This window comes from Streptomyces sp. NPDC020597, assembly GCF_044335095.1.
GTDB lineage: Bacteria > Actinomycetota > Actinomycetes > Streptomycetales > Streptomycetaceae > Streptomyces.
In genome coordinates, this window is the sequence record NZ_JBIRUL010000002.1 from 408,318 (window position 1) to 422,470 (window position 14,153).

At 72.6% G+C, this 14,153-nt stretch carries 7 protein-coding genes; 6 read left to right on the forward strand and 1 reads right to left on the reverse strand.

Annotation, left to right across the window (positions count from 1 at the left end; genetic code table 11):
• Positions 1–391 precede the first annotated feature (391 nt).
• Both ACH4ZA_RS05395 and ACH4ZA_RS05400 read left to right on the forward strand, forming a co-directional pair.
• Positions 392–4,624, forward strand: a complete 4,233-nt coding sequence (locus ACH4ZA_RS05395) for a molybdopterin-dependent oxidoreductase (RefSeq protein WP_398428255.1) — start codon at positions 392–394, stop codon at positions 4,622–4,624.
• Between the two features lie 178 nt (positions 4,625–4,802).
• Entirely contained in the window at positions 4,803–8,750 is a 3,948-nt protein-coding gene (locus tag ACH4ZA_RS05400) for a glycoside hydrolase family 2 TIM barrel-domain containing protein (RefSeq protein ID WP_398428118.1), read from the forward strand.
• A 135-nt stretch (positions 8,751–8,885) separates the two neighbouring features.
• Here the strand turns inward: ACH4ZA_RS05400 and ACH4ZA_RS05405 are convergent, their stop codons facing one another.
• On the reverse strand, positions 8,886–9,212 hold the full coding sequence (locus ACH4ZA_RS05405; RefSeq protein ID WP_319277860.1) for a DUF6980 family protein: 327 nt from the start codon (positions 9,210–9,212) through the stop codon (positions 8,886–8,888).
• Positions 9,213–9,297: 85 nt separating this feature from the next.
• Here ACH4ZA_RS05405 and lpdA point away from each other — a divergent pair, with 85 nt between their 5' ends.
• From lpdA to ACH4ZA_RS05425, 4 genes are all read left to right on the forward strand, one after another.
• Positions 9,298–10,710: a dihydrolipoyl dehydrogenase gene (gene lpdA, locus ACH4ZA_RS05410; protein WP_319277859.1), complete on the forward strand. Its 1,413-nt coding sequence runs from the start codon at positions 9,298–9,300 to the stop codon at positions 10,708–10,710.
• Positions 10,711–10,842: 132 nt separating this feature from the next.
• Positions 10,843–12,129, forward strand: coding sequence for a hypothetical protein (locus tag ACH4ZA_RS05415; RefSeq protein ID WP_398428121.1), 1,287 nt, complete (start codon positions 10,843–10,845; stop codon positions 12,127–12,129).
• Positions 12,126–12,611 (forward strand): hypothetical protein, encoded by a 486-nt coding sequence (locus tag ACH4ZA_RS05420; RefSeq protein ID WP_398428123.1) that lies wholly within the window; start codon positions 12,126–12,128, stop codon positions 12,609–12,611. The genes ACH4ZA_RS05415 and ACH4ZA_RS05420 overlap by 4 nt, the downstream gene beginning before the upstream one ends.
• A 49-nt stretch (positions 12,612–12,660) precedes the next feature.
• On the forward strand, positions 12,661–14,151 hold the full coding sequence (locus ACH4ZA_RS05425; RefSeq protein WP_398428125.1) for an AlkA N-terminal domain-containing protein: 1,491 nt from the start codon (positions 12,661–12,663) through the stop codon (positions 14,149–14,151).
• Positions 14,152–14,153: the final 2 nt, after the last annotated feature.

Genomic DNA, 14,153 nt, shown 5'->3' on the forward strand with positions numbered 1-14,153 from the left:
GCAAAGGGTCGGTACCGGAAGCGGACGCGGCGCCCCCGCTCACCGGCGGGGACCACGCCCTCGGCCGGGCCCGTCGCCTGCCGGGGCTCGGCCGTCCCACCGTCCGCCCGCCCGCTGCGCCGTCCGCTTCGTCGTTCTCGTGCGCCCCTCGTCCGCCGTACGCTCACATCGGGCCGCCCCATGGTGTGCGCCGGGCTTAACTCCCGGCGGCCGGTCCGGGAGACACCTGCGTAATGCACGGTTCGTACCGTCGCAGAGGCTTGGAGAGGCTCTCGCCGGGCCGATCGTCACAAGGAAGGGGGCGCCCGTGGCCGTGCCGGACCCGCGGACCGACAGCGCGACCGAGACGAAGGTGCGCACGGTCTGCTCGTACTGCGGCGTCGGCTGCGGCATGGTCCTCGACATCGGCCTCGGGCCGGACGGACGCCGGACGGTGCTGAAGGCCTCCGGCGACAAGCGGCACCCGGCGAACTCCGGACGGCTGTGCACCAAGGGCGCGACCACCGCCGACATGCTCGCCGCGCCCGGCCGGCTCACCACCGCCCTCGTCCGCCAGGACCGCGGCGAGGAGCCGGCGCCCGCCTCCGTGGACGCGGCGGTCGCCGAGACGGCACGGCGGCTGCGGGCCGTCGTCGACGAGCACGGCCCCGACGCGGTCGCGCTCTACGTGTCCGGCCAGATGAGCCTCGAAGCGCAGTACCTGGCCAACAAACTTGCCAAGGGTTTCCTGCGGACCAACCAGATCGAGTCCAACTCCCGACTGTGCATGGCAAGCGCCGGAACCGGTTACAAGCTGTCTCTGGGCGCCGACGGCCCGCCCGGTTCCTACGACGACCTCGACCGCGCGGACGTCTTCCTCGTCATCGGCTCCAACATGGCCGACTGCCACCCCATCCTCTTCCTGCGCATGATGGAACGGGTGAAAGCGGGTGCGAAACTGATCGTCGTCGACCCGCGGCGCACCGCCACCGCCGCGAAGGCCGACCTGTTCCTGCAGATCAGGCCGGGCACCGACCTCGCCCTGCTCAACGGCCTGCTGCACCTCCTGCACGAGAACGGCCACACCGACCCCGCGTTCATCGCCGCGTACACCGAGGGCTGGGAGGACATGCCCCGGTTCCTCGCCGACCACCCGCCCGCGGCCGTCGCGCGGCTCACCGGCATACCGGAGGCCGACCTGCGCGAGGCGGCCCGCACCATCGGCGAGGCGGGGGAGTGGACCAGCTGCTGGACCATGGGCCTCAACCAGTCCACGCACGGCACCTGGAACACCAACGCGCTCATCAACCTCCACCTCGCCACCGGCGCGATCTGCCGCCCGGGCAGCGGCCCCTTCTCCCTCACCGGCCAGCCCAACGCCATGGGCGGGCGCGAGATGGGGTACATGGGGCCGGGGCTGCCCGGTCAGCGCTCCGTCCTCGTCGACGCCGACCGCGCCTTCGCCGAGGAGCTGTGGGGTCTGCCGGCGGGCACGGTCCGGGCGGACGGCGTCGGCAAGGGCACCGTGGAGATGTTCCGGAAGATGGCCGACGGCGAGATCAGGGCCTGCTGGATCATCTGCACCAACCCCGTCGCCTCCGTGGCCAACCGCAGGACGGTCATCGAGGGTCTGGAGGCGGCCGAGTTCGTCGTCGCGCAGGACGTCTTCGCCGACACCGAGACCAACGCCTACGCCGACGTGGTCCTGCCCGGCGCCCTGTGGACCGAGACCGAGGGCGTGCTCATCAACAGCGAGCGCAACCTCACCCTCGCCCGTCCCGCCGTCGACCCGCCCGGTGAGGCGACGGCCGACTGGCGGCTCATCGCCGCCGTCGCCCGTGCCATGGGTTACGAGAGCGGTTTCTCGTACGACAGCGCCGAGGAGGTCTTCGAGGAGATCAAGCGGGCGTACAACCCGGCAACCGGTTACGACCTGCGGGGAGTGACGTACGAGCGGCTGCGCGCCGCCCCGGTCCAGTGGCCCGCGGCCGCCGTCGACGGCGCCGACCGCAACCCGATCCGGTACGTGAACGACGACGGCACACTCACCTTCCCCACGGCTTCCGGCCGTGCCGTCTTCCATCCGCGTCCGCACGTGGCGCCCGCCGAGATGCCGGACGACGACTACCCGTTCGTCCTCAACACCGGCCGACTGCAGCACCAGTGGCACACCCTGACGAAGACCGCCAAGGTGGCCAAGCTGAACAAGCTCGACCCCGGTCCGTTCGTCGAGGTGCACCCCGAGGACGCGGCCGCGCTCGGTCTCGCCGACGGCGACTCCGTGGAGGTCGCCTCACGGCGCGGGCGGGCCGTCCTGCCGGCCGTCGTCACCGACCGGGTGCTGCCCGGATCCTGTTTCGCCCCGTTCCACTGGAACGACCTGTTCGGCGAATACCTCAGCGTCAACGCGGTCACCAGCGACGCCGTCGACCCGCTGTCCTTCCAGCCCGAACTGAAGGTGTGCGCGGTCTCGCTGACGAAGGTCTCGACACCGGTTACCGTGCTTCCTCCGGCGACCGGGGCCCCGGTCGACCGGTCACCGCGACCCGCCGCCCTCGTGCCCGGCGCGCCCCCGGCCTTCGCCGCCGCCTGCGCGACCGGCGCACCCGCGGACCCTTCCGCCGCGGTCGTCCCCGCCGCGGTCGTCCCCGGCGCGATCCAGCCCTCCTCCGCCGCCGCCGTCTTCGGCCTCGATCCCGCACCGCCGCCGGTGCTGACCGAACACGAACGGCGCTATCTGGTCGGCTTCCTCGCCGGCATCCCGGCCGGCGCCCCGGGCGTGCCGGTCCTGCCGCCGGACGCCCCTTTCAGCCCCGAGCACGCGCTGTGGGTCAACGGCACCCTCGCGGGCATGTACTCCCGCACCGCCGCCGTCCCGGCCACGCCCGCCCCGTCCCCGGACCCGGCGCGACGGGTCGTGATCCTGTGGGCCTCCCAGACCGGCACCGCCGAGGACTTCGCCGCCGCCACCGCCGCGCGGCTCTCCGCCGGCGGCCACCAGGCCGCCCTGGTCGCCATGGACGAGGCCGACCCCGCCGCCCTTCCCTCCGACGCCGACCTGCTGCTGATCACCAGCACCTTCGGCGACGGCGACGCGCCCGACAACGGCGCCGGCTTCTGGGACGGCCTGGACGCCCTGGACACCGGGCGCCTGGAGGGCCGCCGCTACGCCGTCCTCGCCTTCGGGGACTCCTCCTACGACGACTTCTGCGGACACGGCCGGCGCCTGGACCGTCGTATGGACGAGCTCGGCGCGGTCCGGCTGGCCCCGCGCACCGACTGCGAACCGGACTACGAGACGGAGGCCGAGCTCTGGCTGGACCAGGTGCTCACCGCCCTGAAGGACGCGACGGAGCTCCTGCCCGCGCCCCCCGGCGCCACACGCGCGGCGGCTGCGGCCCCCGCACCCTTCCCCGCCTCCACGGGTTCGCCGGACGCCGCCCTCGCCGTCCCGTCCGTCGCCGCGGCGCCCGCGGCCCCGTCCGTCGTCACGGCCCCGTCCGCCGCCCCCGCCCGCTCCAGGCGGCCCGCGCCGGTCACGGCCCGGCTCACCGGCAACCGGTTGCTGAGCCTGCCCGGTTCCGGCAAGGAGGTCCGGCGCTTCACCTTCGACACACGCGACAGCGAGACCCCGCTCGTCTACGAGGCGGGCGACGCGCTCGCGGTGCGGCCCCTCAACTCCTTGGACCTGGTGGGGGAGTGGCTGGCCGTCACCGGACTCGACGCGCACGCGCGCGTGCAGGTGAACGGCGTCGGGGAGACGGCGCTCGGCGAGGCCCTGCTGCGCCACCTCGACATCACCCGGATCACCCCGGCCCTGCTGCGCTTCACGGCCGACCGCACCCGCGACCCGCGCGAGCTGCGCAAACTGCTGCGCCCGGACAACAAGGACGAGCTGGCGAAGTGGTCCTGGGGCCGGCAGGCCGTCGACCTGGCGGCCGAGTCCGGCGTCCGCGCCGGGGCCCAGGAATGGGCGGACGTCCTCGGGCGGCTGCAGCCGCGCCTGTACTCCATCTCCTCCAGCCCGCTGACCGACCCCCACCTCGTCTCGCTCACCGTCTCCGTGGTGCGCTACGAGAACCTGGCCGGCCGCCCCCGGCAGGGCGTCTGCTCGCCCTTCCTCGCGGATGCCGCGGCCGGCGCGGAGGTCCCGGTCCACGTGCAGCGCTCCCCGCACTTCCGGCCGCCCGCGGGCGCCTCGACGCCGATGGTGATGGTCGGTCCGGGGACCGGAGTGGCGCCGTTCGTCGGCTTCCTCGAGGAACGCCGCGCGCGCGGTCACCGGGCGCCCAACTGGCTCTTCTTCGGCGAGCAGCACCGGGCGACGGACTTCTACTACGAGGAGGAGCTCACCGCGCTGCGGGCCGACGGCGTCCTCACCCGCCTGGACACGGCCTTCTCCCGCGACCAGCGCGCCAAGGTCTACGTCCAGGACCGGATCCGCGAGCACGGTTCCCACCTGTGGTCCTGGCTGCGGGACGGCGCGCACTTCTACGTCTGCGGCGACGCCTCCCGGATGGCCAAGGACGTCGACCAGGCGCTGCGCGACGTCGCGGTCGTGCACGGCGGTCTGAGCGAGCCGGAGGCGGCGGCGTATGTGAAGCAGCTCGCCGCCGACAAGCGGTACGTGCGCGACGTCTATTGACGCAAGTCACCAGAAGAGCGCGTGTGCCGTGGGTGCACCAAGTGACGTTGCGCCGAAGAGAGTTGAAATTCGGCCATCGCGGCGCGCCTGTGTTCGTTTTATCAACAGGATTGGACACGATCTGACACACCTCGGTCCGTGCACAGCCGCATGGATCGCCCCGAGGAAGGTCGTGGTCATGTCGCACCCGCACGTGTCACCCATGGACCGGCCGGACCGCCCCCGGTGGGCGGAGCCGGACCATCTCCCGCGGACGGCCGTCAGCCGCCGGCGGCTGCTCGAGGGGTCGGCCGCCGTGCTCGGCGCGCTCGCCCTGTCCACGCCCGCCGCCGCCCGCGCGGCCGTGGCGTCCGACGAGGCGGGGCCGGCCGACGGCGCCCCCGAATGGAACGGCCGCATCGACGTCTTCCGTCTCGGCGCCGAGGCCCCGCACACCACCCTGATGCCCTACGCGGACCTCGCCCAGGCCCTGGCGGCCGACCGTACGCGCTCGCCGTACCGGCTGAGCCTCGACGGCGTCTGGAAGTTCGCCCACGCCGAACGCCCCGACGACCGCGACGCCGATTTCCACCGGACCGACCTGGACGACCGCGGCTGGGACACCCTTCCCGTGCCCTCCGCCTGGCAGCTGCACGGCTACGACCGTCCGATCTACGTCAACATCACCTACCCCTGGTGGGGCCCGAACGGCCTGGGCGAGGAGGCGCAGCCGCCCGCCGCGCCCACCCGCCACAACCCCGTCGGCCAGTACCGCCGCACCTTCACCGTCCCGCGCGGCTGGTCCGGACGGCGGACCTTCCTCCACTTCGAGGGCGTCAAGTCCGCCCACTACGTGTGGATCAACGGGGCGCTCGTCGGCTACCACGAGGACTCCTACGACCCGGCCGAGTACGACATCACCGCGCATCTGAAGGAGGGCGTCAACCAGATCGCCGTGGAGGTCTACCGCTACTCAGACGGAGACTGGCTGGAGGACCAGGACATGATCCGGCTGAGCGGCATCTTCCGCTCGGTCTACCTCTTCTCCACACCCGCCGTCCACCTGCGCGACTTCCGGCTGGACACCCCGCTGAGCGACGACTACCGGGCGGCCGAGCTGTCGGTCACCGCGAGCGTGCGGGACTACGGCGGACAGGGCGCCGGCCGGTACGCCGTCGAGACCCAGCTGTACGACGAGAAGGGCCACCCGGTGTGGCCGAGACCGCTGGTCCAGCCCGTCGCCCTCGCCGCCGGCGACGAGAGCACCGTCCGGGCCGCGAAGGCCGTGCCCGCGCCGCGCCTGTGGTCGGCCGAACAGCCGAACCTCTACACCGCCGTCCTCCGGCTGCGCGACCCCGCCGGCAAGGTGATCGAAACCCTTTCCCACCGTGTCGGCTTCCGTGAGTTCGCCCTGCGGGACGGCCTGATGCGCATCAACGGCCGGCCCGTCTCGTTCCGCGGCACCAACCGTCACGAGATGCATCCCCGGCACGGTTCGGCACTCACCCGCGCCGACATGGTCGAGGACATCGGGATCATCAAGCGCCTGAACATCAACAGCGTCCGCACCTCGCACTATCCCAACAACCCGCAGTGGCTCGAACTCGCCGACGAGTACGGCCTGTACCTCGTCGACGAGACCAACCTCGAGACCCACGGCATCCGCGGCCAGTACCCCGGCGACCACGCCGAGTGGACGACGGCCTGCGTGGCCCGCGCCCAGAACATGGTCCACCGCGACAAGAACCACGCCTCGGTCGTCATCTGGTCGCTGGGCAACGAGGCCGGCGGCGGCACCACGTTCAACGCCATGCACGACTGGATCCGCTCGTACGACACCACGCGCGTCATCCAGTACGAGGGCGACGACCGGCCGGGGATCAGCGACATCCGCTCCGAGATGTACGACAGCCCCTCCCGCGTCGAGGCGAGGGCGAAGGACACCGCCGACACCCGGCCGTACGTGATGATCGAGTACTCCCATGCGATGGGCAACTCCAGCGGAAACTTCAAGAAGTACTGGGACCTCGTGCGCCGTCACGACGTGCTGCAGGGCGGCTGGATCTGGGACTTCGTCGACCAGGCCCTGGACTGGCCCACCCCCACCCGCAAGCTGTTCGCCGAGTCCGGCCCCGCCGCGCTGCGCGGTGAGGTCATCGCGCCCGGCGGCGGGTTCAGCCGCGAGAAGGGCGTCTTCGGCGGCACCGTCTTCGCCCGCGACGCCGGGCTCGACCTGACCGGCTCCCTCACCCTGGAAGCCTGGGCAACACCCCACGTAACCGGTTACCACCAGCCGATCCTCGCCAAGGGCGACACCCACTACGCGCTGAAACAGACCGACAGGACACTGGAGTTCTTCATCTACGGCAGCGGCCAGTGGGCCGCCGTGAGCTGGGCGCTGCCGGCCGGCTGGACGGGCGCGGAACACCACGTCGCGGGCGTCTTCGACGCGGCGGCGGGCACCCTGACGCTGTACGTCGACGGCTCGGTCCGGGCCACCCGGACGACCTCGGTGCGCCCCGCCGTCAACACCGCGCCGCTGTCCCTGGCGACCGACGTCGACAACCCCACCCGGGAGTTCAGCGGAACCGTGCGACGGGCCCGCGTGTACGCCCGGGCGCTGAGCGCGGCCGAGCTGGCCTCCGAGAGCCGCGGACCCGGCGACGACGGGGTGCGCTTCTGGTTCGACGCCGCCACCGTCGGCCTCGAGGAGAAGCGGCCGCGGCACCGGACGTTCTACGCCTACGGCGGCGACTGGGGCGACAACCCCAACGACGGCGCGTTCTCCGGCGACGGGATCGTCACCGCCGACCGCGGGCTCACCGGCAAGTCCGCCGAGGTCAAACGGATCTACCAGACGATCGGCGCGGCCCCCGCGAGCGGCGCCCGGCTCGCCCCGGGCGGGGCGGTCACCCTCACCAACGAGAACCTCTTCACCGACCTGCGCGAGTACGACGGACGGTGGGAGCTGGTGGCGGACGGCAAGGTGGTGCAGCACGGCAGGCTGAGCCGCGCCCAGCTGGACGTGGCGCCGCTGTCGAGCAAGGAGATCACCGTGCCGTTCCGGCTGCCGGCCCGGCCGGCGGCGGGCGCGGAATACTTCCTGCAGCTGTCGTTCACCACCAGCCGGCCCACCAAGTGGGCGAAGGCCGGGTTCGAGGCGGCCCGCGTGCAGATCGCCGTGGACGCGGGCAGCCCCGCGGTCACCCCCGTGCCGCTGGGCTCCGTCCCGGCCCTCGCCCATGAGGACGGCGCGGCGTCGGTCACCGTCAGGGGCCGGGGCTTCTCGGTCGTCGTCGACAAGGGAACCGGCCTGATCAGCTCCTACCGGGCCGGCGGCGTACGGCTGCTGACCTCGGGGCCGGCCCCCAACTTCTGGCGGGCGCCCACCGACAACGACCGCGGCAACGGCCAGCACACCCGCAACCAGACCTGGCGCGACGCCGGCGCCCGCCGCCGGGTGAGCGGCGTCGGCGTGCGCGCGCTGCGCGACCGGGCCGTCGAGATCAAGGTCACCGGGACCCTGCCCACCACGACGGAGTCGACGTACACCACCACGTACACCGTGTTCGGAAACGGCGAGATCAAGGTCGACAACACCCTGCACCCGGGCGCGGCCTCGCTGCCCTACATCCCCGAGGTCGGCACCCTGCTCCTGCTGCCCGGCAGCCTGGAGAACCTGCACTACTACGGCCGCGGCCCCGAGGAGAACCACTGGGACCGCAACGACGCCACCGACGTCGGTCTGTACTCCGGCACCGTCAGCGGGCAGTGGACGTCCTATCTGCGGCCGCAGGAGAACGGCAACAGGACGGACGTCCGCTGGGTCGCCCTCACCGACGACGACGGCAACGGACTGCTCGTCTCCGGCGAGCCGCTCCTGGAGGTCAACGCCTCGCACTTCACCCCGGAGGACCTGTCGGTCGGGGCCCGGCACGACTACCAGCTCACGCCGCGCAAGGAGGTCGTCCTGCGCCTCGCGCACCGGCAGATGGGCGTCGGGGGCGACAACAGCTGGGGCGCGCACACCCACGACGAGTACAAGCTGTTCGCCGACCACGACTACGCGTACACCTACCGGCTGCGGCCGCTGACGGACGTCACCGAGGCGACGAAGGCCTCGCGACGGCCCACGGCAACGTCGTAGCAATCGGTTTCAGCACCACCGCCGCCCCGGAACGGCCCGGAAACGCCGGCAAGGCCCGGTAACGCCGGACCCGACGGAGCAGCAGTGTGGGCACGGTCGCCGCGCGCCGGACGGTGACCGTGCCCACCGGCACGCTCACCCGGCCGCGGCACCGCCGCCGTCCGCCCGCAGCCACCGTTCGTCCTCGAACTCCGGAGGAACCTCGTCCTCCCACGGGTCGATCCCCCGTGCCTCCAGCTCGTCGAACCACCGGTCCCGCTGCGACGCGGGCAGCCGCACCCCGCACCACGGACAGTGGGCGATCCCGACCGACGCCGTGCCCCCGTCGTGCACGATCAGCCCGTACTCCCGGAACCGGGGCACGAACCGCACCAGCGCGTCCGGACACGCGAAGGGGTCGGGGTGCGCCTCGCACCGCTGGTTCACCTGGCTGTTCATCGCGTCACAACAGTGTTCGATCACGCACGCATTCTCCCCGGCGACACGGAAGAATCGGCAGGGAACGACGTATCACCCGTCACGCACTCCACGGAAAAGGAAACCTCCCATGGCCGAGCAGGACGAACGCTTCGACGTCGTGGTCCTCGGCGCCGGTCCCGGCGGCTACGTCGCCGCGGTCCGCGCCGCCCAACTGGGCAAGCGCGTCGCCGTAGTCGAGGAGAAGTACTGGGGAGGCGTCTGTCTCAACGTGGGCTGCATCCCCACCAAGGCGCTCCTGCGCAACGCGGAACTCGCCCACATCTTCACCCGCGAGGCGAAGACCTTCGGCATCAAGGTCGACGGACAGGTCTCCTTCGACTACGGCGAGGCCTACCGCCGCAGCCGCAAGGTCGCCGACGGCAGGGTCAAGGGCGTCCACTACCTGATGAAGAAGAACAAGATCACCGAGTTCGACGGCCGCGGCACGTTCGTGGACGACCACACCCTCACGGTGACCGGCGGCGACGGGGAAACCCGCACCATCGGTTTCGACGCCTGCGTCATCGCCACCGGAGCCACCCCGAAACTGCTGCCCGGCACCAGGCGCACCTCCCGCGTGGTGACGTACGAGGAGCAGATCCTCGCCGACGACCTCCCGCAGTCGATCGTCGTCGCGGGCGCCGGCGCCATCGGCATCGAGTTCGCCTACGTCCTGCACAACTACGGCGTGAAGGTCACGATCGTCGAGTTCCTGGACCGGGTCGCGCCCCTGGAGGACGCCGAGGTCTCCGCCGAACTGGCCAGGCAGTACCGGAAGCTGGGCATCGACGTGCTCACCTCCACCCGGGTGGAGTCCATCGACGACTCCGGCCCGCAGGTGCGGGTGACCGTCACCGGCAAGGACGGCGCCCAGCAGGTCCTCGAGGCCGACAAGGTGCTGCAGGCGATCGGCTTCGCCCCGAACGTCACCGGCTACGGCCTGGAGAACACCGGGGTCGCGGTCACCGGACGCGGCGCGATCGACGTCGACGGCCGCTGCCGCACCTCGGTCCCGCACATCTACGCCATCGGCGACGTCACCGCCAAGCTCATGCTCGCGCACACCGCCGAGGCGATGGGCGTGGTCGCCGCCGAGACGATCGCCGGCGCGGAGACCATGGAGCTGGACTACGCCATGATCCCGCGCGCCACCTACTGCCAGCCGCAGATCGCCAGCTTCGGGTACACCGAGGCCCAGGCCCGGGAGCTCGGCCACGACGTCAAGGTGGCGAAGTTCCCGTTCACCGCGAACGGCAAGGCGCACGGCCTCGGCGACGTCACCGGTTTCGTGAAACTGATCAGCGACGCCCGGTACGGCGAGCTGCTCGGCGGCCACCTGATCGGCCCCGACGTCACCGAGCTCCTGCCCGAGCTGACGCTGGCCCAGCAGTGGGACCTCACCGTCCACGAGGTCGCCCGCAACGTCCACGCCCACCCGACGCTGGGCGAGGCCGTCAAGGAGGCCGTGCACGGCCTGGCCGGTCACATGATCAACATGTAGCGGGCCGGGAGCGGGCGGCGGGGTCGTTCACCCGGACGGCCCGGCCGTACTCGCCGCCGCCCCACGCGCGGGGTGTGCTGGCACCTACCGGACCCACCCGGGGCCGGCAGAGCCGACGGCGAGGAGTGCGGCATGGCGGAGAGCGGTGTTCCCGCCGACGCGGAGCTGGAGATGCTCCGGGCGCGCGTCGTGGCACTGGAGGCGGAGCGCAGCCGTCCGCCCGCCCACCACCGGGTCCGCTCGGTCCTGGCGGTCCTCCTCATCGTCCTCGGCTGCGTCCTCGCCCCCCTGGGGCTGGTGGCGGCATGGACGTCCAGCATCGTGGGCGACACCGACCGCTACGTCGCCACCGTGCGCCCGCTGGCCGCCGACAAGGACGTCCAGAACGCCGTCGCCGACCGCGTCACGGACGCCCTGATGGAGCGCATCGACCTCACCGCGCTCCTCCAGGACGCCGCCCCCGCCCAGCGGCCCCTGCTGGAGAAGGCCCTCGGCAGACTCGGCCCCTCGCTCGAGGACGCCGTCCGCAGCTTCGTGCACGACAAGGCACAGGCGATCGTCGCCTCCGACGCCTTCCAGACGATCTGGTCCGACGCCAACCGCAGGATCCACAGCTCCGTGGAGAAGGCGCTCACCGGCAGCGGCGGCGGCGCGGTGAAGATCAAGAACGACACGGTGACGCTGGACCTCGCGCCGGTCGTCGACCAGGTCAAACAGCGTCTCGTCGACTCCGGCCTGACGATCGCGGGGAAGATCCCGGAGATCCACACCGATTTCACCGTCGTCAGGTCCGAGGACATCGGAAAGGTCAAGACGTACTTCCGGGTGCTGCAACTGGCGGGTTTCTGGCTGCCCGTCGTCGCGGTCCTGCTGATCGCGGCCGGCGTCCTGCTGTCGGCGCACCGCCGCCGCGTCCTGATCGTCGCCGCGCTCTGCTTCGCCTTCGCCACGCTCCTCCTGGGCGTCGCGCTGACCGTCTTCCGGGTCGTCTACCTGGACGCCCTGCCGGCCGGCGTCTCCCAGCCGGCCGCCGGGTCCGTGTACGACACGCTCGTGAGGTTCCTGCGCACCTCGGTGCGGTCGGCGGTGGCCCTCGGCGTGGTGATCGCCCTCGCCGCGTGGCTGACCGGGCCCGGCCGGCACGCCGAGCTCGTACGGCGGCTGTGGCACTCGGGCATCGGCGCCGTGCGCGCCACCGCCGATCACGCCGGACTGCGCACCGGCCCCGTCGGGCCGTTCGTGGACCGCTACCGCACCTGGATCACATGGATCCTGGCCGGGGGAGCCGTCCTGGCCTTCCTCCTGTGGCCCTACCCGACGGGCTGGGTCGTCGTCGGTCTCGCCCTCGCCCTGCTCTTCGCGCTGGCCGTCGTCGACTTCCTCGCCACCCGGCCCCGCCGAAAGGACCTCCCCGCATGAGCGCGCACCCCCCGGCCGGCGGCCCGCACGGCGAGATCGGCACCGCCTGGTCCGCGCCGCGCGGCGGACCGCACCCGCCCGGCCCGGGGCGCCGGCGGCTCGGCGACGGCATCGTCTTCGCCGGCGTCCTGATGCTCTGCAGCGGCGTGCTGGCCGTCCTCCAGGGCATCGCGGCCATCGCCGAGGACGACGTCTACGCCCGTATCGGCTCCTACGTCTACGAGCTCAGCCTCACCGGCTGGGGCTGGATCCACCTCGCGCTCGGCGTCCTCGCCGCCGTGACCGGCGCGGCCCTGCTGAGGGGGATGGCCTGGGCGCGCTTCACGGGCCTGTTCCTCGCCGCGCTGAGCCTCGTGCTGCAGTTCCTGTTCCTGCCGTACGAGCCGCTCTGGTCGGTCGTCGTCATGGCGGTCGACGCCTTCGTGATCTGGGCGCTGGTGTCCTGGCAGGAGCGCGCGGCGGCCCAGGGCACACGAGGTTGATGTCGGATTCCCGCCAGCGCCGCCGCGTTTCCCCGACGATGCTGGACCCATGCAGAACGGGATGCACACGGACCGCGAACGCTGTGTGCGCGCTGTCCGGTCCAAGGACGCGCGCTTCGACGGCTGGTTCTTCACGGCGGTCGTGACCACCGGAATCTACTGCCGGCCCAGCTGCCCGGCGGTGCCGCCGAAACCGGAGAACATGGTGTTCCGGCCGAGCGCCGCCGCCTGCCAGCAGGCCGGCTTCCGAGCCTGCAAGCGCTGCCGGCCCGACACCAGCCCCGGCTCCCCGGAGTGGAACCGGCGGGCCGACCTGGTCGCGCGGGCCATGCGGCTGATCGCGGACGGCGTCGTCGACCGCGAGGGCGTGCCCGGACTCGCCTCCCGGCTGGGATACAGCACCCGCCAGATCGAACGCCAACTCCTCGGCGAGCTCGGCGCGGGGCCGCTCGCGCTGGCCCGCGCCCAGCGCGCCCAGACCGCCCGGCTGCTCATCGAGACCACCTCGCTCCCCATGGCGGACATCGCGTTCGCCGCCGGCTTCGCCTCCGTGCGCACCTTCAACGACACCGTGCGCGAGGTCTTCGCCCTCGCGCCGAGCGACCTGCGCGCCCGCGTTCCGCGCCAGGACGCCCCGGCCCGCCCGGCGGCGCCCGGAACGCTGTCGCTGCGCCTCCCCTTCCGCGCCCCCCTCAACCCCGACAACCTGTTCGGCCATCTCGCCGCGACCGGCGTCCCGGGCGTGGAGGAGTGGCGGGACGGCGCGTTCCGGCGCACGCTGCGGCTGCCGTACGGGCACGGCGTGGTGGCGCTCACCCCGAACCCCGACCACATCGGCTGCCGGCTCACCCTCAGCGACCTGCGCGATCTCACCGTGGCCATCAGTCGCTGCCGGCGGATGCTGGATCTGGACGCCGACCCGGTCGCCGTCGACGACCAGCTGCGCGCGGACCCGCTGCTCGCGCCCCTGGTGGACAAGGCGCCCGGACGGCGGGTGCCGCGCACGGTCGACGAGGCGGAGTTCGCCGTGCGCGCCGTGCTGGGCCAGCAGGTGTCCACCGCGGCCGCCCGCACCCACGCCGCCCGCCTGGTCACCGCCCACGGCGATCCGGTGGACGATCCCGAAGGCGGCCTCACCCACCTCTTCCCGACCCCCGAGGCGCTGGCCGAGCTCGATCCGGAGTCCCTCGCCATGCCGCGCAGCCGCCGCACCACCTTCACGACCCTCGTGCGGGAACTCGCCGCCGGCACCCTGCGCCTCGGCGCGGAGAGCGACTGGCCCGAGGCCCGGGCCAGGCTCCTGGCGCTGCCCGGCTTCGGTCCCTGGACCACCGACGTCATCGCGATGCGCGCCCTCGGCGACCCCGACGCGTTCCTGCCCACCGACCTCGGAATCCGGCGCGCGGCACAGGAGCTGGGCCTGCCCTCGACACCGGCGGCGCTCACCGCGCGGGCGGCCTCCTGGCGCCCCTGGCGCGCGTACGCCGTCCAGTACCTCTGGGCGACGGACAGCCACCCGATCAACTTCCTTCCGGTATAAGG